This is a genomic window from Pseudomonas sp. GW823-FHT02F05 (assembly GCF_058797315.1).
On record NZ_JBXAJM010000022.1, the window covers coordinates 25,660 to 48,000 of the forward strand.

24 protein-coding genes are annotated in these 22,341 nt (G+C 61.8%); all 24 read right to left on the bottom strand.

What is annotated here, in order from left to right; all coding sequences use genetic code 11:
* Nucleotides 1-15: 15 nt before the first annotated feature.
* Nucleotides 16-390 (bottom strand): chemotaxis response regulator CheY, encoded by a 375-nt coding sequence (locus tag AC1RAC_RS23225; RefSeq protein ID WP_003192908.1) that lies wholly within the window; start codon nt 388-390, stop codon nt 16-18.
* Between the two features lie 167 nt (nt 391-557).
* On the bottom strand, nt 558-1,298 hold the full coding sequence (fliA, locus tag AC1RAC_RS23230) for an RNA polymerase sigma factor FliA (RefSeq protein WP_003192909.1): 741 nt from the start codon (nt 1,296-1,298) through the stop codon (nt 558-560).
* On the bottom strand, nt 1,295-2,128 hold the full coding sequence (gene fleN, locus AC1RAC_RS23235) for a flagellar synthesis regulator FleN (RefSeq protein ID WP_003192912.1): 834 nt from the start codon (nt 2,126-2,128) through the stop codon (nt 1,295-1,297). Before fleN ends, fliA begins: the two co-directional genes overlap by 4 nt.
* 105 nt (nt 2,129-2,233) lie before the next feature.
* Nucleotides 2,234-3,550 carry a flagellar biosynthesis GTPase FlhF gene (gene flhF / locus AC1RAC_RS23240; protein WP_003192914.1) on the bottom strand — a complete coding sequence of 439 codons (1,317 nt, stop codon included), beginning with the start codon at nt 3,548-3,550 and terminating at the stop codon, nt 2,234-2,236.
* An 11-nt stretch (nt 3,551-3,561) separates the two neighbouring features.
* Nucleotides 3,562-5,676 carry a flagellar biosynthesis protein FlhA gene (gene flhA, locus AC1RAC_RS23245; protein ID WP_034126796.1) on the bottom strand — a complete coding sequence of 705 codons (2,115 nt, stop codon included), beginning with the start codon at nt 5,674-5,676 and terminating at the stop codon, nt 3,562-3,564.
* A gap of 461 nt (nt 5,677-6,137) precedes the next feature.
* Entirely contained in the window at nt 6,138-6,341 is a 204-nt protein-coding gene (locus AC1RAC_RS23250) for a cold-shock protein (protein ID WP_054920168.1), read from the bottom strand.
* Between the two features lie 679 nt (nt 6,342-7,020).
* Nucleotides 7,021-8,157 (bottom strand): flagellar biosynthesis protein FlhB, encoded by a 1,137-nt coding sequence (gene flhB, locus AC1RAC_RS23255; protein WP_054920172.1) that lies wholly within the window; start codon nt 8,155-8,157, stop codon nt 7,021-7,023.
* A 3-nt stretch (nt 8,158-8,160) separates the two neighbouring features.
* Nucleotides 8,161-8,946, bottom strand: a complete 786-nt coding sequence (fliR, locus tag AC1RAC_RS23260; RefSeq protein WP_034126792.1) for a flagellar biosynthetic protein FliR — start codon at nt 8,944-8,946, stop codon at nt 8,161-8,163.
* Between the two features lie 4 nt (nt 8,947-8,950).
* Complete coding sequence (fliQ, locus tag AC1RAC_RS23265; protein ID WP_003192936.1) at nt 8,951-9,220, bottom strand: flagellar biosynthesis protein FliQ; 270 nt, start codon at nt 9,218-9,220, stop codon at nt 8,951-8,953.
* 4 nt (nt 9,221-9,224) lie between these two features.
* Nucleotides 9,225-9,968, bottom strand: a complete 744-nt coding sequence (gene fliP / locus AC1RAC_RS23270) for a flagellar type III secretion system pore protein FliP (protein ID WP_003192937.1) — start codon at nt 9,966-9,968, stop codon at nt 9,225-9,227.
* On the bottom strand, nt 9,968-10,402 hold the full coding sequence (gene fliO / locus AC1RAC_RS23275) for a flagellar biosynthetic protein FliO (RefSeq protein WP_034126791.1): 435 nt from the start codon (nt 10,400-10,402) through the stop codon (nt 9,968-9,970). The genes fliP and fliO overlap by 1 nt, the downstream gene beginning before the upstream one ends.
* 1 nt (nt 10,403) lies before the next feature.
* Entirely contained in the window at nt 10,404-10,871 is a 468-nt protein-coding gene (gene fliN, locus AC1RAC_RS23280) for a flagellar motor switch protein FliN (protein ID WP_003192941.1), read from the bottom strand.
* 43 nt (nt 10,872-10,914) lie between these two features.
* The gene (gene fliM, locus AC1RAC_RS23285) at nt 10,915-11,883 is read right to left on the bottom strand and encodes a flagellar motor switch protein FliM (protein ID WP_014719344.1); all 969 of its coding nucleotides are present in this window, start codon (nt 11,881-11,883) and stop codon (nt 10,915-10,917) included.
* A 9-nt stretch (nt 11,884-11,892) separates the two neighbouring features.
* On the bottom strand, nt 11,893-12,393 hold the full coding sequence (gene fliL / locus AC1RAC_RS23290) for a flagellar basal body-associated protein FliL (RefSeq protein WP_019818373.1): 501 nt from the start codon (nt 12,391-12,393) through the stop codon (nt 11,893-11,895).
* Nucleotides 12,394-12,646: 253 nt separating this feature from the next.
* On the bottom strand, nt 12,647-13,951 hold the full coding sequence (locus AC1RAC_RS23295; protein ID WP_492617025.1) for a flagellar hook-length control protein FliK: 1,305 nt from the start codon (nt 13,949-13,951) through the stop codon (nt 12,647-12,649).
* Between the two features lie 84 nt (nt 13,952-14,035).
* On the bottom strand, nt 14,036-14,383 hold the full coding sequence (locus tag AC1RAC_RS23300) for an Hpt domain-containing protein (protein ID WP_014719347.1): 348 nt from the start codon (nt 14,381-14,383) through the stop codon (nt 14,036-14,038).
* Nucleotides 14,384-14,413: 30 nt separating this feature from the next.
* A complete protein-coding gene (locus tag AC1RAC_RS23305) occupies nt 14,414-16,132 on the bottom strand; it encodes an ATP-binding SpoIIE family protein phosphatase (protein WP_057976942.1) in 1,719 nt (572 codons plus the stop codon).
* On the bottom strand, nt 16,129-16,434 hold the full coding sequence (locus AC1RAC_RS23310; protein ID WP_034126788.1) for an STAS domain-containing protein: 306 nt from the start codon (nt 16,432-16,434) through the stop codon (nt 16,129-16,131). Before AC1RAC_RS23310 ends, AC1RAC_RS23305 begins: the two co-directional genes overlap by 4 nt.
* A gap of 183 nt (nt 16,435-16,617) precedes the next feature.
* Nucleotides 16,618-17,067 carry a flagellar export protein FliJ gene (gene fliJ, locus AC1RAC_RS23315; RefSeq protein WP_034126787.1) on the bottom strand — a complete coding sequence of 150 codons (450 nt, stop codon included), beginning with the start codon at nt 17,065-17,067 and terminating at the stop codon, nt 16,618-16,620.
* 3 nt (nt 17,068-17,070) lie between these two features.
* Nucleotides 17,071-18,429, bottom strand: a complete 1,359-nt coding sequence (fliI, locus tag AC1RAC_RS23320) for a flagellar protein export ATPase FliI (RefSeq protein ID WP_034126786.1) — start codon at nt 18,427-18,429, stop codon at nt 17,071-17,073.
* Entirely contained in the window at nt 18,419-19,183 is a 765-nt protein-coding gene (gene fliH / locus AC1RAC_RS23325) for a flagellar assembly protein FliH (protein WP_096143464.1), read from the bottom strand. Before fliH ends, fliI begins: the two co-directional genes overlap by 11 nt.
* A 10-nt stretch (nt 19,184-19,193) precedes the next feature.
* Complete coding sequence (fliG, locus tag AC1RAC_RS23330; protein ID WP_003192957.1) at nt 19,194-20,210, bottom strand: flagellar motor switch protein FliG; 1,017 nt, start codon at nt 20,208-20,210, stop codon at nt 19,194-19,196.
* Nucleotides 20,203-21,978 carry a flagellar basal-body MS-ring/collar protein FliF gene (gene fliF / locus AC1RAC_RS23335; RefSeq protein ID WP_014719351.1) on the bottom strand — a complete coding sequence of 592 codons (1,776 nt, stop codon included), beginning with the start codon at nt 21,976-21,978 and terminating at the stop codon, nt 20,203-20,205. The genes fliG and fliF overlap by 8 nt, the downstream gene beginning before the upstream one ends.
* A gap of 16 nt (nt 21,979-21,994) precedes the next feature.
* Complete coding sequence (gene fliE / locus AC1RAC_RS23340; RefSeq protein WP_003192959.1) at nt 21,995-22,324, bottom strand: flagellar hook-basal body complex protein FliE; 330 nt, start codon at nt 22,322-22,324, stop codon at nt 21,995-21,997.
* Nucleotides 22,325-22,341 lie beyond the last annotated feature (17 nt).

Here is a 22,341-nt window from a genome sequence, read left to right on the forward strand (position 1 = left end):
TCCCCCGCGATGGCATTAGCCGTGGATGCGTTCGAAGATTTTCTCGATCTTCTCTTTCAAGGCCAGTGCCGTGAATGGCTTGACCACGTAACCGTTGACCCCGGCTTGGGCGGCTTCGATGATCTGTTCGCGCTTGGCTTCGGCGGTCACCATCAGCACAGGCAGGCTGCGCAGTTTTTCATCGGCGCGCACATGGCGCAGCAGGTCGATACCGGTCATGCCCGGCATGTTCCAGTCGGTCACCAGAAAGTCGATGCTCCCGCTGTTGAGGATCGGAATGGCCGTCAGGCCGTCATCCGCCTCGACCGTGTTGGTGAACCCAAGGTCACGCAACAGGTTTTTTATGATCCGCCGCATCGTTGAGAAGTCATCAACGATGAGGATTTTCATGTTCTTGTCCAATTCGACCTCCAAGCAGTCTTAAACGCGCCCAGCACCTGGACGCGCCATTTCAATCAACAGGCGTTACACAAAAAGGACTGCCCAGGGCACCACGGCACACAGCCGCGAAACCTTGCGATCTCACGGCAGCGTCTGCAGTGCCCCCACACTGCCTGTCAGCGCGCGCGCCACTCGGCCAATCGGCCCCGCAAGCGGGCTGCGCACTGGCTATGCAACTGGCTGACACGCGATTCGCTGACCCCCAGGACCTCACCGATTTCCTTGAGGTTCAGCTCTTCGTCGTAGTACAGCGCCAGCACCAGCCGCTCACGCTCTGGCAAATTGGCGATTGCATCGGCCAACGCGCCCTGGAAACGTTCATCTTCCAGGTCGCGCGACGGCTCCGTATGCGCGCTCGCGCCGTCCTCGTGCAGCCCTTCGTGCTCGCCGTCCTGTAAAAGGTCGTCGAAACTGAACAGGCGGCTGCCCAAGGTATCGTTCAAAATCCCGTAGTAATCGTCGAGACTCAATTGGAGTTCGGCCGCAACTTCATGATCTTTAGCGTCACGGCCGGTTTTTGCTTCAATTGCACGAATTGCATCGCTGACCATGCGCGTATTGCGGTGTACCGAACGCGGCGCCCAATCGCCTTTACGCACTTCATCGAGCATCGCGCCACGGATACGGATACCCGCATACGTTTCGAAACTGGCACCCTTGCTGGCGTCGTACTTGGTGGAGACTTCAAGCAGGCCGATCATGCCGGCCTGGATCAAGTCTTCGACCTGCACACTCGCGGGCAAGCGCGCCAACAGGTGATAGGCAATGCGCTTGACCAACGGCGCATAGCGCTCGATCAATTCGCCCTGGCTGTCACGTGCCGACTTTTTGTAAAGGTTGTAGCCGCTGGATGTCATAGCACCGGTCCTGCGCTCGTCTGATGCACCAAACGCTCGACGAAAAACTCCAGATGCCCCCGCGGGTTGGCGGGCAACGGCCAGGTATCGACCTTCTGGGCAATGGCCTTGAACGCCAGTGCGCACTTGGAACGAGGGAACGCTTCGTAGACCGCACGCTGCTTTTGCACGGCCTTGCGCACACACTCGTCATAGGGAACTGCGCCGACGTATTGTAAAGCCACATCGAGGAAGCGATCCGTGACCTTGGTCAACTTGGCAAACAGGTTGCGCCCTTCCTGCGGGCTCTGGGCCATGTTGGCCAACACGCGAAAGCGGTTCATGCCGTAGTCACGGTTAAGCAGTTTGATCAGCGCATAGGCGTCGGTGATGGAGGTGGGTTCGTCGCACACCACCAACAGCACTTCCTGCGCTGCGCGTACAAAGCTGACCACCGACTCGCCGATCCCGGCGGCGGTGTCGATCACCAGCACGTCGAGGTTGTCGCCGATGTCGCTGAACGCCTGGATCAGCCCGGCATGCTGCGCGGGGCTCAGGTGCACCATGCTCTGGGTGCCCGAGGCCGCCGGCACGATGCGAATGCCTCCGGGGCCCTGGAGCAGCACGTCGCGCAGCTCACAACGGCCTTCGATCACATCGGCCAGGGTATGTTTGGGTGTCAGCCCCAGCAGAACGTCCACGTTCGCCAAGCCCAGGTCAGCATCCAGCAGCATGACGCGACGGCCAAGCTCTGCCAGGGCCAGGGACAAATTCACTGACACGTTAGTTTTCCCGACGCCACCTTTGCCGCCGGTCACCGCGATCACCTGTACGGGATGCATGCTGCCCATTTTATTTCTTTACCTTGTCTTGCTTAGACGCAGGCTACATGGCTTGGCCGCGTGAATCGCTTGCAGACCATCGATGTAGGTACATTTCACGGTGTTCATCCTGCCTCAACCCACCCGTTTAGCCGGGTGGTGGTAAAGGTCGGCGAACATATCGGCCATCGCTTCCTCGCTAGGCTCGTCTTGCATTTGCACACTCACGGCACGGCTGACCAACTGATGACGGCGCGGCAGATGCAGATCATCCGGGATCCGCGGCCCGTCGGTGAGGTAGGCAACCGGTAATTCATGGCTGATGGCCAGGCTCAACACCTCGCCCAGGCTCGCGGTTTCATCGAGCTTGGTGAGGATGCAACCGGCCAGGCCGCAACGCTTGTAACTGTGATAAGCAGCGGTAAGAACCTGTTTCTGGCTGGTGGTTGCAAGCACCAGGTAATTTTTTGACTTGATGCCTCGCCCGGCCAGGCTTTCGAGCTGCATGCGCAGCGCCGGATCACTGGCTTGCAGGCCGGCGGTATCGATCAGCACCACGCGCTTGCGCAGCAACGGGTCGAGGGCATTGGCCAGGGACTGGCCCGGGTCGACATGGGTTACCGGCACGTTGAGGATGCGGCCCAGGGTCTTGAGCTGCTCCTGAGCGCCGATACGGTAACTGTCCATGCTCACCAGGGCGATATTCTGCGCGCCATATTTAAGCACGTAACGGGCCGCAAGCTTTGCCAGGGTGGTGGTCTTGCCCATGCCGGCGGGGCCGACCATGGCGATTACACCGCCCTCTTCCAGGGGTTCGATTTCCGGCGTGGCAATCATGCGCGCCAAGTGCGCCAGCAGCATGCGCCAGGCCTGGCGCGGCTCCTCGACTTCAGCGGTCAAGGCCAGCAGGTCGCGGGACAACGGGCCGGACAGGCCGATGCGTTGCAGGCGACGCCAGAGGTTGGCTTGCTGCGGCTTGCTGCCTTGCAGTTGGGTCCAGGCCAGCGAGCCGAGCTGCACTTCGAGCAATTCACGCAGGCCGTTGAGTTCAAAACGCATCGAGTCAATCACGCGCTGGTCAACTGCGGCAGCCGGGGCAGGCGCTGCAGGACGCGGCGGTTCGACAAAGGTGGGTTCAACCAGCGGCTCGGCGGCGGTCAGCGGCAGGCCGGCAAACAGCTGGCGATTGGTGCTGGCATCGCTGTCGCCACGCATGCTCAGTTCAGCCTGGGCCGACACAATGCGCGAGGCGGTCTTGCGCAGCTCGTCTTCGAGCTCCATGTTTGGCACGCGCGGGGCCAGCGCCTGGGGCGTGTAATCCAGGGCAGCCGTCAGCTCGACACCGCCGGCAATCCGACGGTTACCGATAATCGCGGCATCGGCGCCCAGCTCATCACGGACCAGTTTCATGGCCTGACGCATATCGGCGGCGAAAAAACGCTTAACTTGCATAACCCACTACCTCAGCCATTGGGCCCAACTGTCGCGACAATAGTCACTTGCTTATTGTCAGGAATTTCCTGGTAAGCCAACACGTGCAAATTCGGTACGGCCAGGCGTCCGAACCGCGACAACATCGCGCGAACCGGGCCGGCCACCAGCAGGATCACCGGGTTGCCCTGCATTTCCTGGCGCTGTGCGGCGTCGATCAACGAACGCTGCAGCTTTTCAGCCATGCTTGGCTCCAGTAAAACGCCCTCTTCCTGGCCTTGCCCTGCCTTCTGAATACTATTGAGCAATATTTGTTCCAACCTGGGCTCCAGGGTGATCACAGGCAGCTCCGACTCAGTCCCTACAATGCTTTGCACGATTGCGCGGGACACGCCGACACGCACCGCCGCCACCAGAGCGGCAGTATCTTGACTCTTGGCGGCATTGTTGGCGATGGCCTCGGCAATGCTGCGAATGTCGCGCACGGGCACCTGTTCGGCCAACAGCGCTTGCAACACCTTGAGCAACTGCGACAGTGACAGCACGCCAGGCACCAGCTCTTCGGCCAGTTTTGGCGACGATTTGGCCAGCAAGCCCATCAATTGCTGGACTTCCTCGTGGCCGATCAACTCGTGGGAGTGCTTGTAGAGAATCTGGTTGAGGTGCGTGGCGACCACGGTGCTGGCATCCACCACGGTGTAACCGAGGGACTGCGCCTGGCTGCGCTGGCTGACTTCGATCCACACCGCTTCCAGGCCGAAAGCCGGATCTTTGGCGGTAATGCCGTTGAGGGTACCGAACACTTGGCCGGGGTTGATCGCCAGTTCGCGGTCCGGGTAGATCTCGGCTTCGGCCAGGATTACCCCCATCAGGGTCAGGCGATAAGCGCTGGGGGCCAGGTCGAGGTTGTCACGGATATGCACAGTGGGCATCAAGAAACCCAGGTCCTGGGACAGCTTCTTGCGCACACCCTTGATCCGCGCCAGCAGTTGCCCACCCTGGTTGCGGTCGACCAGCGGGATCAGGCGGTAACCGACTTCCAGGCCGATCATGTCGATGGGCGTGACGTCGTCCCAGCCCAACTCCTTGGTTTCCTGGGCGCGGGCCGGGGATGGCAGCAGCTCCTGTTGACGGGCGATTTCCTGCTGGGCCTGGACTTTGACCTGGTTCTGCTTTTTCCAGAACAGGTACGCCGCACCACCCGCCAGGGCCGCCATGCTCAGGAACGAGAAGTGCGGCATGCCCGGCACAATGCCCATGATCGCCATGATGCCCGCCGCCACGGCCAGGGCCTTGGGCGAAGCGAACATCTGCCGACTGATCTGCTTGCCCATGTCTTCGGAGCCCGAAGCACGGGTAACCATGATGGCCGCCGCTGTGGATAACAACAGTGATGGCAATTGCGCCACTAAACCGTCACCGATGGTCAGCAAGGCATACACCTTGCCGGCATCGCCGAATGTCATGCCGTGCTGAAACATACCGACGGCCACACCGCCGATCAGGTTGATGAACAGAATCAACAGGCCGGCGATGGCGTCGCCGCGCACAAACTTGCTGGCACCGTCCATGGAGCCGTAGAACTCGGCTTCCTGGGCGACTTCCGCCCGACGGGCCTTGGCTTGGCCCTGGTCGATCAGGCCGGCGTTGAGGTCGGCGTCGATGGCCATCTGCTTGCCGGGCATGGCGTCGAGGGTAAACCGCGCGCTCACCTCGGAAATCCGCCCGGCGCCCTTGGTCACCACGACGAAGTTGATGATCATCAGGATCGCGAACACCACGATACCGACCACGTAGTTACCGCCGATGACCACCTCACCGAACGCCTGGATCACCTTGCCGGCGGCGGCGTGGCCGTCCTGGCCGTGGAGCATCACCACCCGCGTGGAAGCGACGTTCAATGCCAGGCGCAGCAGGGTCGCCACCAGCAGAATCGTCGGGAACACCGCGAAATCCAGCGGCCGCAAGGCGTACACGCACACCAGCAACACAACGACGGACAGGGCAATGTTGAAGGTAAAGAACACGTCGAGCAGGAACGGCGGCATCGGCAACATCATCATTGCCAGCATCACCAGCAACAACAACGGCACACCCAGATTGCCCCGCGACAGGTCAGTCAGGGTGCCACGGGCCGTGTTGAGCATTTGAGAGCGATCTACCACCGGTATTCCTCGGGTCCTTGAAGCAAAGTTTTGACGCTGGAGGGCGACTTGGAGGCGGGGTTGCAAGAAGCCTTCCAACTTTGCTTTCGGGGCCGATTTTCGAGTGGTAACCGATTCAAGTGTGGGAGCTGGCTTGCCTGCGATGCGGTGTGTCAGGCGCACGACTTGAGCACTCTGCAAGGGTGACGCAGAGCGTCACGCGATGCGCTCCCCACGCGGGAGCGTGGGAACGATCAAGAGGCTTGATACCTGAGGCTAGAACAATAACGCGGTTCCCTCGATCATTCCCACGCTCTGCGTGGGCATGCCGCCTGGGACGCTCCGCGTCCCCAGCCAGGCGCACGACTTGAGCACTCTGCAAGGGTGACGCAGAGCGTCACGCGATGCGTTCCCACGCGGGAGCGTGGGAACGATCAAGCCAGCTCCCACATGTGATCCAGTTTTTAAACTGGCCGCACATTCTCAGCCTGAGGGCCTTTTGGCCCTTGCGTGATGTCAAATTCTACTTTTTGGTTTTCATCCAGGTTTTTTTGCCCCTGCGACTGGATTGCCGAGTAATGGACGAAAACGTCATCCCCCCCATCCTCCGGGGCAATAAAGCCAAACCCCTTCTCCGCGTTAAACCATTTCACAGTACCCGTTGCCATTTTTGCTCTCCTTACCCTCACTCAGACCCCAACCAACCCCGGTGATGCCCCCTGACGGGCAACGCATAGATGCCCTTGGGCCGATGGACCATTTGAAACCTCAGTTGCTTACCCACCGACAGCGCTGTGCAACGCCAATCCTTGCGATTGATAAATACCTCTTCTGCCTCATCATCCAATTCGATCAGCCAATCGCCCCTGACCCGGTCATAGGATTTGACAGTCCCTGTAGCCACCTTCAATCCCGCTCTCCCTGCATCTCGTTTACTACATACGCGCAGTGCTTGGTTCAGTCATAAAACAACGGGAAGCATCCTTTGGCTACTGTCAGAGTTGACAGGTAGACGTGAGCTACCGATGGGTGGTAGCGGCGGAACAGCAGAAGATTCATGCATCCGAGGGTTTCTTGCGCTTGCGGGGTTTTCGCGGTTTGGGAGGGGTGGGAGGAACGTTACCGTGTTGAGCGCCTGTCGACTGGACGGCAACCTCGTTGCCATCGCGATCCCGGGCAATAAAGCCGATGCCTTTGACCGCATCAAACCACCTGACCGTACCCCTATCCATCACCGCCTCCCGAGTCGTGCAGAGCTGCACGTCTCATCGCTGTATCAAACAGTGAAGGCGGCGTAATGGCTACTGTCAAAGTTGACAGGTAAACAGCACACCACTGTAGGAGCGTTCAAGAATCGCGACGCAGGTCCGGCGGGATCGGCAAATCCTTGAGCGGATCGGGCCGCTTGCCCTTGCCGGCGCGGTATTGACGGATTTGGTAAACGTAGGCCAGTACCTGTGCAACGGCCAGGTACAAGCCGGCCGGGATTTCCTGGTCCAGATCGGTGGAGTAGAAAATCGAGCGCGCCAATGCTGGCGACTCCAATAACAGAATGTCGTTGGCCACCGCGATTTCGCGGATTTTCAACGCGGTAAAATCACTGCCCTTGGCCAGCAGCATCGGTGCGCCGCCCTTCTCCGGGTCGTACTTAAGCGCTACGGCGTAGTGAGTCGGGTTGGTGATGACCACATCGGCGTCGGGCACCGAGGCCATCATCTTGCGCTGGGACATTTCCCGCTGCAGTTGGCGGATGCGTTGCTTGACCTCGGGGCGGCCTTCCTGGTCCTTGTGCTCGTCGCGCACTTCCTGCTTGGTCATCAGCAGTTTCTTGTGGCTTTCCCACAACTGGATCGGCGCATCCACGGCGGCGATGAGGATCAGCCCGGCCGCCATCCACAGCGCACTCCAGCCCACCACTTGCACGCTGTGGATGATCGCTGATTCCAGCGGCTCATGGGCAATGCGCAGCAAATCGTCGATGTCGGACGACAACACCGCCAGCGCCACGAACAGAATCAGGAAAAACTTGGCCAGGGCCTTGAGCAATTCCACCAGGGCCTTGGCGGAAAACATGCGCTTGAGCCCCGCCCCCGGGTTCATGCGGCTGAACTTGGGCGCCATGCTGCCCGCGGCAAACAGCCAACCGCCGAGGGCCACCGGGCCGATCAGCGCGGCCAGCAACAAGGTGATCAGGATCGGCTGCACCGCCAGCAGCGCGATTTTGCCCGAGTGCAGCAGGTACTGGCCCATGGCATCGGGGTTGAGCAACACTTCGCGCGGCAAGCTGAAGTTGTGCTTCATCATCTCCAGCAGGTCCAGCGCCAGGCCACCGCCGTAGATCAGCAAGGCACCGGCGCCGGCGATCATGGTGGCGAAGGTGTTGAGCTCTTTGGAGCGCGCGATCTCGCCCTTTTCCCTGGAGTCCTTTTTACGTTTCTCCGTGGGGTCTTCTGTTTTGTCCTGACCACTCTCGCTCTCGGCCATGGCTCAGCGCGCCCGTGCCAGGTCACGTAAGAACTGCAAGGCATCGGTGGCCAGCGGTTGATACTGATTGAGAATGTCAGCCAGGCCGACCCAGAAAATCCCCATACCCAACACCAGGGTCAGCGGGAAACCAATCGAGAAGATATTCAGTTGCGGCGCCGCACGGGTCATCACGCCGAAGGCGATATTGACCACCAGCAGCGCAGTGATCGCCGGCAGCACCAGCAACAGCGAAGCCCCCAGTACCCAGCCGAGGCGCCCCACCAGCTCCCAGAAATGGTTGACCACCAACCCCGAGCCCACCGGCAAGGTGGTGAAGCTTTCGGTCAAGACTTCGAACGCCACCAGATGACCGTTCATGGCCAGAAACAGCAAGGTCACCAGCATGGTCAGGAACTGCCCGATCACCGCCGCCGACACGCCGTTGGTGGGGTCGACCATGGACGCGAAGCCCATGCCCATCTGGATCGAGATGATTTGCCCGGCGATCACAAAAGCCTGGAAGAACAGCATGAGGGAAAACCCCAGCATGGCACCGATCAGAATCTGTTCGGCAATCAGCAGCAAGGCGCTCAGGTCGAGAGCGTTCACCGGCGGCATCGGCGGTAGGCCAGGCACGATTACCACGGTGATCGCCACCGCGAAATACAGGCGCACACGACGCGGAACCAGGGTGGTGCCGAACACCGGCATGGCCATCAGCATCGCCGTGACGCGAAACAGCGGCAGGATGAACGAGGCTACCCAGGTACTGATCTGGGTGTCGGTCAAGGCCAGCAACGATTGCATCGGCTCAGCCGATCAACTGCGGAATACTGCCGTACAACTGCAGGATGTATTCCATGAAGGTTTGCACCAGCCACGGGCCGGCAACGATCAGGGTCACCAGCATCACCAGCAGGCGCGGCAGGAAGCTCAGGGTTTGTTCGTTGATCTGGGTGGCCGCCTGGAACATCGCCACCAGCAGGCCGACCAACAGGCTCGGCACCACCAGCACGGCGACCATCAGGGTAGTCAGCCACAGCGCTTCGCGGAACAGGTCGACGGCGACTTCTGGCGTCATAGCGCTATACCCCTCCGAAACTGCCGGCCAGGGTGCCAATAATCAGCGCCCAACCGTCCACCAGCACAAACAGCATGATCTTGAACGGCAACGAGATGATCAGCGGCGACAGCATCATCATACCCATGGCCATCAACACGCTCGCTACCACCAAGTCGATGATCAGGAACGGGATGAAGATCATGAAACCGATCTGGAACGCGGTCTTCAATTCGGAGGTGACGAACGCGGGTACCAGGATGGTCAGCGGCGCCTGGTCCGGGGTGGCGATGTCGGTGCGCTTGGACAGGCGCATGAACAGCTCAAGGTCGCTGGAGCGGGTTTGCGACAGCATGAAGTCCTTGATCGGGCCCTGAGCCTTGTCGATGGCATCCTGGGCTGTGAGCTTTTCCGCCAGATAAGGTTGCAGGGCTTGCTGGTTCACCTTGTCGAACACCGGCGCCATGATGAACAGCGTCAAAAACAGCGCCATGCCGGTGAGGATCTGGTTCGATGGCGTCTGCTGCAGGCCCAGGGCCTGGCGCAGGATCGAGAAGACGATGATGATCCGCGTAAAGCTGGTCATCAGCATGACGAACGCCGGGATGAAACTCAGCGCCGTCATGATCAGCAGAATCTGCAGGCTGACCGAATATTCCTGCGCGCCCGCCGCGTTGGTGCCCAGGGTGATCGCCGGGATCGACAACGGGTCGGCGCCCAGGGCCATCGGTGCGGCCAGCAACAGCATGAGCGTCAACAAAACGCGCATTACTTCTTATCCTTCTGATCCTTGCCCAGCAACTCCATCAGGCGCTGGGCGAATTCTGGCGTGGCGGCTTCGGTCTTGACCGCGTCCACCGGGGTCTTGAGTACATGCAGCGGGGTGATGCGGCCGGGGGTGATGCCGAGCAGGATCTGCTCTTCGCCGACCTGCACCAGCACCAGCCGATCACGCGGGCCGAGGGCGCGCGAGCCCACCAGCTCTATCACCTGGCCGTTGCCCGGGCCGATGCGCTGCACGCGGCGCATCAACCAGGCCAGCAGGAAGATCAGGCCGATCACCAGCAACAGGCCCAGCACCAGTTGCGTCAACTGCCCGCCGACGCTGCCGACCGCTGGCGCCGCAGCCACCTGCGCCACCGGCTCAGCCGCCAAGGCGCTCAATGGCAGCGCCAGCAACAGTCCCGCCATCGAGTACTTCATCTCAGCGCAACTTCTTGATGCGTTCGCTCGGGCTGATCACGTCGGTCAGGCGGATGCCGAACTTCTCGTTGACCACCACCACTTCGCCATGGGCGATCAGGGTGCCGTTGACCAGCACGTCCAATGGCTCGCCGGCCAGGCGGTCCAGTTCGATCACCGAGCCCTGGTTGAGCTGCAAGAGGTTGCGGATGTTGATTTCGGTGCTGCCCACTTCCATGGAAATCGACACCGGGATGTCGAGGATCACATCCAGGTTCGGGCCATCGAGGCTCACCGGGTCGTTGTTCTTCGGCACGCTGCCGAATTCTTCCATGGCCAGGCGGTTGCCGGCCGGCGCGGTGGCGGCGTCGGCGGCCAGCAGCGCGTCGATGTCGTCCTGGCCAACATCGCCGGTTTCTTCCAGGGCCGCAGCCCACTCGTCAGCCAGGGCCTGGTCTTCGGCGGAAGTGTTTTCGTGTTCGGTAGCCATTACATGTCCTCGGCGCAGCAAACAATCATGAATTGGGGTTGAATCAGCGGCGGTTGATCGGCTCAACCACTTGCAGCGCCAGGTTGCCCTTGTGGGAACCGAGCTTGACCTTGAACGACGGCACGCCGTTGGCGCGCATGATCAGCTCTTCCGGCAAGTCGACGGGGATGATGTCCCCAGGCGCCATGTGCAAAATATCGCGCAGGCGCAACTGGCGGCGGGCCACGGTGGCGCTCAGCGGCACGTCGACGTCCAGCAGGTCTTCGCGCAGGGCCTTGACCCAGCGTTCGTCCTGGTCGTCGAGGTCGGACTGGAAGCCGGCGTCGAGCATTTCGCGCACCGGTTCGATCATCGAGTAAGGCATGGTCACGTGCAGGTCGCCGCCACCACCATCGAGTTCGATGTGGAAGGTCGACACCACAATGGCCTCGCTGGGGCCGACGATGTTGGCCATGGCCGGGTTCACTTCCGAGTTGATGTACTCGAAATTGACCTCCATGATCGCCTGCCAGGCTTCCTTCAAGTCGATGAAGGCCTGCTCCAGCACCATGCGCACCACCCGCAGTTCGGTGGGGGTGAATTCACGGCCTTCGATCTTGGCGTGACGGCCGTCGCCACCGAAGAAGTTGTCCACCAGCTTGAACACCAGCTTGGCGTCGAGGATGAACAGCGCGGTACCGCGCAACGGCTTGATCTTGACCAGGTTGAGGCTGGTGGGCACGTACAGCGAGTGCACGTACTCACCGAACTTCATCACCTGCACGCCGCCCACGGCCACGTCCGCCGAGCGGCGCAGCATGTTGAACATGCTGATGCGGGTGTAGCGGGCAAAGCGTTCGTTGATCATCTCCAGGGTCGGCATGCGTCCCCGCACGATGCGATCCTGGCTGGTCAGGTCATAACTTTTGACGCTGCCGGGTTCGGCAGCCATTTCGGTCTGTACCAGACCATCGTCCACGCCATGCAACAGCGCGTCGATTTCATCCTGGGACAGCAGGTCTTGCACGGCCATGTCGTGATCCTACTGCAATACGAAGTTAGTGAAGAGCGCCTGCTCGACCACAACTTTGCCGAGTTCTTTCTGGGCCACTTCCTGCACGCTGGCAGTGACCTTCTGGCGCAGCATTTCCTGGCCGACTGGCGTGGCCAGGCTGTCGAAGCTCTGCCCGGAGAACAGCATCACCAGGTTGTTGCGGATCACCGGCATATGCACCTTGAGGGCATCCAGGTCCGCCTGGTTGCGCGCCAGCAAGGTGATGCTCACCTGCAGGTAGCGTTGACGACCATTCTGGTTGTAGTTGGCGACAAAGGCCGGAAGCATCTGCTCGAAGATTGCCGGTTGCTTGACGTTCGTGGCAGTTTCGGCGGTGGGCGCCGGTTTACTCGCACTGCTGTGCATGATGTACCAGGTGCCGCCCACCGAGGCACCGATCGCCAGGAGCAGGCCCAGCACAATCAACAGGATCAGCTTGAGCTTGCCTTTGCCTGCGGGGGGAGTTGCTGCGTCGTCGCTCTTCGCCATGCCAATAATCCGTCACTATTCGGGGATTCGTAGATCTATGGCAAGGCAAGAGCAAGTGTTATGCCAGAGTTGTCTGGCAGGCGCAGGAAGATGATCGTTCCCACGCTCTGCGTGGGAATGCATCTTGTGACGCTTCGCGTCACCGTGTGCAATGGTCGAAAACATCGCCGACTTCGGGACGCGGAGCGTCCGGGGCGGCATTCCCACGCAGAGCGTGGGAACGATCAGCCACTGACCGGGTTTGAGCAGGAAGTCAGGCGTAGTAGTCGACGGCGCTGGAGCCGATCACGCTCTGGCTCACGGGCGCTGCCACTTCGGCCACATCCACAGGGCCACCGGCGTCGCCGCTGTCAGCGCGCCTGCCGCTGCTACTGACGCCTCGCGCCTGGCTCTGCTGTTGCTGCTGGTCCTGGCCCCGCGACTGGTCGGAGACATTCACATCCACCTGCCCCATGCCCTGCTGGGCAAACATCTCGCGCAAACGGCCAGACTGGCTTTCCAGCGCTTCACGCACCACCGCATGGCCGCTCATGAAGTTGACCTGGGCCTGCTGGTCCGCCGTCATGTTGACCTTGATGTCCAGGCGCCCCAGCTCAGCGGGCTGCAACTGGATCTCAGCCGACTTGAGGTTGGCGCTGGACAGATACATCACGCGGTTGACCACCTCCTCGGTCCAGCCGCTCTGGTGCATGGCCAGGGGCGCATTGGGGACGGGCGGCAAGGCATTCGCGGTTTTCGGCGTGGCCGCCTGGGTCAGCGCCGCCAGGCGGTTGGCGAAGTCATCCACACGGGTGTCGCTGCTGGCGTTCTTGAGGTCCTTGAGGCCGTCATCGATCAGCGCGCCGAAGGCCTTGTCGCCCCCCTGGTCGGTGCTGTCCTTGGTGGCTTGCTGGTCGACCATGTTGGCCAGGCCGGCGGCAAAGCTCTGCGCGGCGGTCGGCTGGTCCTGGGTGGCGGGCGCGCCTTTCTGCGGCGCCTGGCTGCTGGCCGAGACATGACCGCCCTGCTCCATCGCCAGGCGCACGGCCGGCATCGAATCCAGCGGGTCGGCCTCAGGGTCGAAGGTTGGCTGCTTGGGCTCCTCGGTTACCGCAATGAGCGGCTGGGCGTTGTCATCTGCGGCCGTGACGGCAGGCGCTTGTACGGGCACAGGCACCGCCACAGGCGTCACGGTGGCAACCAGCGCCGGGTCGGCAACTGGTTGCAGCGCCAGGGACGGGTCGGCAGGTGGCTCGCCTTCACTGTCAGCGTGGTCGTCGCTCTTGGCCGGCTTGGCAGGCAAGGGATTGCCGCTATCGGCAACCGCTGGCGAGCTGGCGGCAGGTTTATCGTCGCCGGCGGCCGGTTTGGCGCTGGCATCAGAAGCCTTGTCGCGCACCGGTTTGGCTGGCGCGTCGTCGCTCTTGGCCTGCGGCTTGGCAGCTTGCTTGGCAAACACTTGAGCGAAGCCAGCGCCCTTGTCCCGCGGAGCCGCAGGCGCTACCGCAGGCGTGGCGGCCGGCGCTTGAGGCTTGGCCGCAGCGGCAGCCTGAAGAAGCGAATTGGGGGCGACTGGCATAAGTTAGAGTCTCCACTGCATGGGGTCGGGGATGCAGTCTGTGGAGGTAGAGCAAGAGTCGGGCCAAGTCAGGCCGATAAAATATCAAACCCCAGAAAACCGCTCCCGTTCATGCTCATAAAGCGGCCGAACCAGCGCAAACTCACGATCAATCTGATCCACCAACGCCCCCAAGTCGGAAGCAGACTTGAAGGACTCGGTCTCCAACCGCTCACACAACGTTGCCAACCGCAGCGCCCCCAAGTTGCCACTGCTGCCCTTGAAGCTGTGTGCGATGCGCCCCAACGTCTTGGCGTCGTCCCGCGCCTTGCGCAGCGCTTGCACGCGCTCTTCAGAATCATGCAGAAAGGTGTCCAGCAGCGTGGGGTATTCGCTTTCCATGACTTCCTGCAAACCCGACAACACCTCGGGGTCCATATGAATCTCAGCCACTTGCTCGCTCCTTGATCAAGAATCGGCGGATTATGCCAGAGCCGCCCAACAAAACTCCACGCAGACAGTGCGCCCGCCATCGGACCAGCCTACAGCGCTGCTCAGTTGACGCACCAGGCTCAGTCCCCGGCCAGACAGACGGTCGATGTCCACGGGGCGCGCCAGCTCTTGCTCCACATCAAAACCCTGCCCGCTGTCTTCGAGGCGCAAGGTCAGTTTGCCGCCCTTGTCGGTGGGCACCACCTGCATATGCACGCGCACATAGCCGCTGTCCAACTGCGCCAGGCGCTCATGGCGCTGGCGATAATACTGCGCAAACCCTTGGGCATCGCGCTTGAGGCGTGAGTCCAGGCCCAGCACGCCATGCTCCAGCGCGTTGGAATACAACTCGGCCATCACACTGTAAAGCGCCCCGCTCTGCTCGCGCAGGCCGTGGATCTCCAACAGCAGCTGCAGCAGGTACGGCAGCGGGTTGTAGGTCCTGAGCGTCTGGGCGCGGAATTCGAAACTCACCGACCAATCCAGCGGGCACGACTGGCCGCTGTCGGCATACATCGGTTCTGCCGCCCGCAAGGGTTGGCCCGCCTGCAACGTGATCTCGACCATGCTGACGTCATCGCGCGCCTGGCCGCGAAAGGCCGCCAGGGCCTGCTCGATGTCCTCGAACAGGCGGTCGGGCTCGCGGTTGGCGGCGAACACCTGCTGCAAGCGCTCGGCACCGAACAGTTGATCGTTGGCGTCAGCGGTGTCCAGCACGCCGTCGGAGAGCAGGAATACCCGGTCGCCCAACGCCATGGGCCAGACCTCGGTGCTGTCATCGAACGCCTCTGCCGACAACACCCCCAACGGCAGGTGCCGCGACATCAATGGCGTGCGCCTGCCCGTGGCGACTTCATGCACATAGCCTTCGGGCATGCCGCCGTTCCACACCTCCACCGCACGCCGCTGGGCGCTCAGGCACAGCAAGGTGGCACAGCAGAACATGTCTACCGGCAGGATACGCTTGAGCTTGGCGTTCATTTCCCGCAGGGTCTGCGTGAGGCCATAGCCCTTGGCGGTCATGCCGTAGAACACCTCGGCCAGGGGCATGGCGCCGATGGCGGCCGGCAAGCCATGGCCAGTGAAATCCCCTAGCAGCACGTGCATATCGCCGGACGGTGTGTAGGCCGCCAGCAACAGGTCACCGTTGAACAACGCATAAGGCGATTGCAGGTAGCGGATATTCGGCGCGGCGTTGATGCAACCGGAATGGGCGACCTTGTCGAACACCGCCTTGGCCGCCCGCTGCTCATGCATCAGGTGTTCGTGATGCCTGGCGATCAGGTCACGCTGTTGCAAAACCGTGGCTTGCAGGCGGCGCAGGCGGTCCATGGCGTTGATCTTGGCCGCCAGGATCAAGGGGTTATAGGGCTTGGGCAGAAAGTCATCGCCGCCGGCGTCCAGGCACTGGGCCAGGGCTTCGCTTTCGCGCAGCGACGTGAGGAAGATGATCGGCACCAGCGCCTCCCCCGCCAGTTGCTTGATCTGCCGCGCGGCTTCAAAGCCATCCATGACCGGCATCAGTGCGTCCATCAACACCAGTTGCGGACGCTCGCGGGCAAACACCTCAATCGCTTCGGCGCCATTGCTGACAGTCAGCGCCTGATGGCCCTGGCGGCGGATGATGCTCGCCAGCAACAGGCGGTCGGCGGCGCTGTCTTCGGCGATCAGGATGGTCAGCGCCTCCAGGACAGGGGCCAGGGCGCTCAATTGATATCGAACAGTTTGTCGAAGTTGGAGATGGCGAGGATCTTGCGCACGTCGTTGCTGCTGTTGATCACTCTGACTTCGGCGTCATCACCACCGGCATGATCCCGTAGCAACAGCAGCATGCCGAGGGCTGAACTGTCCATATAGGTGGCATCCTTGAGGTCGACGATATAGGTCTCGGGGACCTTGTAGAAACGCTCGTAGGCTTCCCGAAACGCCTGGTGGCTGCCGAAATCGAACCGGCCCTTGATTGCGATCGTCAACTTCTTCCCGTCCAGGGATACTTCTGACTCGACTGACATGTGACTGCTTCCTTGTCATTGCACTAGACACAAGGTGTAGCAGTTGAAGAGCATCTGAGCAACACAGTGAATCAACTGTGGGAGCTGGCTTGCCTGCGGTGGCGGCGTGTCAGCCACTGAATCTTTAAATGAACCACCGCCATCGCAGGCAAGCCAGCTCCCACACTGGATTTGTGGTGCCGGTTAGAACTGTTCTGGGCGGGGAAGGCGCTGGGACAATTCATCGAGCAGTTTTTGCTCGCGCTTGTCTTCGATGGCTCGCGCTTCGTCGATGTAGCGCTGCACCAGCTTGCGCAGCCCCTCGACCCGGGCAAACGCCTGTTGCCAAGCCTCGCGGGCTTTGTCGAGGTTGGTCTCGTGCCAGGCCAGGCTCTGGCGTTGCTGGCCGACGGCGGTTTCAAGCTGATTGAGAAAGCCCTGGTACCCCATCAGCCACTGGCCAGAAACACCCTGGCTGCCGCGCTCGATCCACTGTTGTTGGTACTCGCCACGAAAACGCTCCAGGTCGCCCAGCTTGCTTTGGGCCAACCGCACCTGGCCCTGGAAGTAACCCAGGCGCTGTACGGCGGCTTTCTCGGCCTTTTCGGCCATGTCCACCACCGGGGCCAGGCGTGCGGCGCGGCTGTTGGCCATGGATTAGCCGCCCGGCGCCGGGGCGAAGATGGACTGCAAGTGCGACTGGCTCTCGCCCATGGTGATCTTGTCGTTGAGACCCTGGCGCAGGTAGGTCACCAGTTGCGGCTGCAAGGCGATGGCCAGGTCGGTGTCGCGGTCGCCACCGGCCACATAGGCGCCGACGCTGATCAGGTCACGGCTTTGCTGGTAACGCGACCACAGCTGCTTGAACTGCTGGGCACGGGCCATATGCTCCGGCGTGACCACCGCCGGCATCACCCGGCTGATGGACGCTTCGATATCGATGGCTGGGTAATGCCCCTCTTCCGCCAGGCGCCGCGACAGCACGATGTGGCCGTCGAGCACACCCCGGGCCGAGTCGGCAATCGGGTCCTGTTGATCGTCGCCTTCAGACAACACGGTGTAGAACGCGGTGATCGAGCCGCCGCCGGCTTCGGCATTACCGGCACGCTCTACCAGCTTGGGCAGCTTGGCAAATACCGACGGGGGGTAACCCTTGGTCGCGGGCGGCTCACCGATGGCCAAAGCGATCTCGCGCTGGGCCTGGGCGAAACGCGTGAGCGAGTCCATCAGCAACAGGACGTTCTTGCCCTTGTCGCGAAAATATTCGGCGATGCGCGTGCAGTACATCGCCGCACGCAGGCGCATCAGCGGTGCATCGTCTGCCGGAGAAGCGACGACAACAGAACGCTTGAGCCCTTCTTCACCGAGGCTGTGCTCGATGAACTCCTTCACTTCGCGGCCCCGCTCGCCGATCAGCCCCACCACAATGATGTCGGCCTCGGTAAAGCGCGTCATCATGCCCAGCAATACCGACTTACCCACGCCGGTACCGGCGAACAGGCCCAGGCGCTGGCCGCGACCGACCGTCAATAAACCGTTGATGCTGCGAATGCCCACGTCCAGCGGCACGCTGATGGGGTTGCGCTTGAGCGGGTTGATGGTAGGGCCGTCCATCGGCACCCAGTCTTCGGCCTTCATGCCGCCCTTGCCGTCCAGCGCACGACCGGCCCCGTCGAGTACGCGGCCCAGCATGCTCATGCCCATGGGCAGGCGGCCAGTGTCGGCCAGCGGCACCACGCGGGCGCCGGGGGCAATGCCGGTGAGGCTGCCGACCGGCATCAGGAAAATCTTGCTGCCCGAAAAGCCCATCACTTCGGCTTCGACCTGCACCGGGTGGTAGCTGTTGTCGTTGATCACCAGGCAGCGGCTGCCCATGGCGGCGCGAAGGCCCTCGGCTTCGAGAGTCAGGCCGACCATGCGCAACAGGCGCCCTTCGAGGACCGGCTGGCCCGGCAACTCAGTGGCCTCGGCGTAGCTGCCCAGGCGCTTGGCGAAGCTGGTGCGATCAAGGCGCATCGGTGGCGTCCAGGTCAACGCTCAGGTCAGGCTCGGCGGGATGCAGGGCCTGTTCATGCAGTTGATCAAACAACTTGGCCATGATCTGGCTGATACGGGTTTCCACCGTCGCGTCAATGCGGCTGTGTTCGGTCTCGACACGGCAGCCACCGGGCTGCAACGAAGCGTCTTCGACGATGCGCCAGGTTTCTTCATGGCGCTCGCGCAGGGCTTTGACCTGTTCGAAATCCTGCGGATTGATGTACAGCCGCACATTGCCGACGCCCAGGGGCAGCAGCTTGAGGGCTTCACGCATCACGCCTTCGATCTGGCTGGAATCGAGCACCAGTTCGCGCTGGATCACTTGGCGCGCGATGTGCTGCACCAGGCCAACCATGGATTTTTCCAGCTGCGAGTCCTGTTCGGCGATAGGGTCGAACAGGTTGCCCATCAAGCGCTCCAGGCTGTCCAGCCTGGCGGCCAGCGCCACCTCGGCCTCCTGGCGAACCTTGAGGGTGGTACTGCGAAAGCCGTCTTTTTCCCCCGCCGCAAAGCCTTCGTTGTAGGCCTCTTGGCGAATGGTTTCCAACTCTTCGAGGGTCAGTGGCTGGACTTCATCCAGTGGCACTTCTTCCATCTCTGCCGGAGGTTCTTCAACCGGTTCAGGCTCGGGCTCCGGCACATGGGGGTCGAAACTGGGCAGCGACCAGATGTCGAAGCCGCCGACATCCCGCGCGCGAATCAGATCGCTGGGCGCCTCATCTTTAGTCGACATGCAAGGCGCCTTAGATCATTTCTTCGCCGCCCTTCCCGCCGAGAACGATTTCTCCGGCTTCGGCCATACGGCGGGCAATGGTGAGGATTTCTTTCTGGGCGGTTTCCACGTCGCTGACGCGCACCGGGCCCTTGGCTTCCAGGTCGTCGCGCAACAGCTCCGAGGCGCGCTTGGACATGTTCTTGAAGATCTTTTCTTTGACGTTTTCGTCCGAGCCCTTGAGCGCCAGCACCAGCACGTCCGAGGACACTTCGCGCAGCAGCGCCTGGATGCCACGGTCGTCGACATCGGCCAGGTTGTTGAACACGAACATCAGGTCTTCGATCTGGCCGGACAGGGTGTCGTCGATCTCGCGGATCGAGTCCATCAACTGGCCTTCGACCGAGCTGTCGAGGAAGTTCATGATGTCGGCTGCGCGCTTGATGCCACCCAGGGTGGTGCGCGAGGCGTTGGAATTGCCGGAGAACTGCTTCTCCAGAATGGTGTTGAGTTCTTTGAGCGCCGCCGGTTGCACAGTGTTCAGCGACGACACACGCAGGATGATGTCCAGGCGCACTTTATGGTCGAAGTGGCCAAGCACTTCGCCGGCCTGGTCCGGGTCCAGGTAGGCCACCACGATCGCCTGGATCTGCGGGTGCTCGTAGCGGATCACGTCGGCCACTGCCCGCGGCTCCATCCACTTGAGGCTATCCAGGCCGCTGGTGTTGCCACCCAGCAGGATGCGGTCGATCAGGCCGTTGGCCTTGTCTTCGCCCAGGGCCGAGGTGAGCATCTTGCGAATGTAGCTGTCGGATCCGACGCCCAGGCTGGTCTGGTCGCCGACGATCTCGACGAACTCGCTCATCACCTGCTCGACTTGCTCGCGGTGCACATTGCGCATCTGCGCCATGGCCACGCCCACTCGCTGGACCTCTTTAGGGCCCATGTGGCGCAGCACTTGGGCAGCGTCGGTTTCACCCAGGGACAGCAGCAGCACGGCGGCTTTGTCGACCCGGGACAGCTTGGCCACAGCGGCTCGATCATTCATCTGCGTTAATCCACTCTTTCACGACCTGAGCCACACGGCCCGGGTCTTCTGCCACCAGACTCTTGATTGCGTTCAACTGAGCGTCATAGCCTTCGCTCGGGCTTGGCAACAGGATGCTTTGCGGGCCGCCGAGGCTGACGCGGTCGTTGGCCAGTTCGCCGTCCAGGCCGCCCATGCCACCCAACTCGACGTCGCCACCGGCCAGCGCCAGTTGCTTCTTGCCGCCGCCAGTGATGTTGTTGAGCACCGGGCGCAATACACCAAACACCAGCACCAGGATGAACAGCACCCCCAGCACTTGCTTGACGATGTCCCAGAACCACGGCTGGGTGTAGAACGCCGGGTCAGCGATCACTTCACCGCGCTCGGCGGAGAACGGCATGTTGATCACGCTGACGCTGTCGCCACGGCTGGCGTCGAAGCCAACAGCGTCCTGCACCAGACGAGTGAAGCGCGCCAGTTCGTCAGCCGTCCAAGGCGCACGGGTCACCGCGCCGTCCGCAGGGTTGACCTTGACCTGGTCATCGACCACCACCGACACCGACAGGCGATTGATCTTGCCCTGCTGCTGCTTGGTGTGGCTGATGGAACGGTCGAGTTCGAAGTTCTTGGTGGACTGGTTACGCTTGTCCGCAGGGTATGGCGCAAGCATCGGCTGGCCGGTGGCCGGGTCCATGATCTGCTGGCCGTTGGCGTCCAACAGCGGCTGGCCAGGCTGGATCGCGCCAGCCGTGGCGGCGGCGCCACCAGTGGTTTGCGGTGCCGAGGCCGGCGCGGGTGGCTGGTTGCTCAGGGCGCCTGGCACACCTTGGGGGCCATTGCTGGCGGTGCGTTGTTCGCTGGTGGACTGCTCGCTGCGCAGGGCCGGCTGGTCCGGGTTGAACTGTTCGGAGGTGGACTCGACGGCGCTGAAGTCCACGTCAGCCGACACTTCAGCCTTGTAGCGGTCGTTGCCCAGTACCGGTTGCAGGATGTTATGCACGCGCTGGGTGAGCATGCTTTCCATGCGGCGGCTGTAGTCGAACTGCTTGCCGGCCTGGGTCAGCGCGGAGTTTTCGGCCATGTCGGACAGCAGGTTGCCCTTCTGGTCCACCACGGTGATTTGCGACTTGCTCAATTCGGGAACACTGGTGGCAACCAGGTTGACGATCGCCAGTACCTGGCCAGGCTCCAGGGAGCGGCCAGCAAACAGCTCGACCAAGACCGAGGCGCTGGGCTTGCGTTCGTCACGCACGAACACCGAGCTTTTCGGAATCGCCAGGTGCACACGGGCGGCCTTGACGTTATTGAGGCTGGAAATGGTGCGCGCCAGTTCGCCTTCCAGGCCACGACGATAGCGGGTGGCTTCCATGAACTGGCTGGTGCCCAGACCCTGGTCCTTGTCGAGGATTTCAAAACCAATGTTGCTGTCGGACGGCGCCACGCCAGCGGCGGCCAGTTTCATCCGCGCGCGGGCTACGTCATCAGCCTTGACCAGCAAGGCGCCGGAGTTGGGCTCCACGGTGTAGGCGATGTCGGCGGCGGCGAGGGTTTCCATGATCTGCTTGGAATCCATGCCCGACAGGCTGCCGTACAGGGGGCGGTAATCGGGTTGCTGCGACCACAGCACCACGGCAAAACCAATCGCCACGCTGGCGGCCAGGCCCACCATCAGGCCCACCTGACGCAGCATGGTCATTTCCGAGAGGTTTTCCAGGAACGACAGGCCAAACAACGGCGGTTTGCCGTCGGCCTTGGCGGGGAGGTTGTCGGAGACTGCTTCAGCCATGACTTAAATCTCGTCCTTAAACCGGCATCTGCATGATGTCTTGATACGCCTGAACCAGCTTGTTACGTACTTGGGTCAAGGCTTGGAAGGACACACTGGCCTTTTGCGAGGCGACCATCACATCGGTGAGGTCCACGCCGCTTTTACCGATCTCGAAGGCCGTCGCCAACTGGCTGGACGCCTGCTGGGTATCGCTGACTTTATTGATTGCCTGACCGAGCATGTCGGCAAAATTGCTTTGGCCCAATTCCGGCGCTGGCGCGACGGATTTCGGTTGAGCCATGGCATCCATTTGCATGGCGCGCATATCCAACATCAACCGATTGAACTCAATACCCTGGCTCATGACCTTCTCTCTCCGAC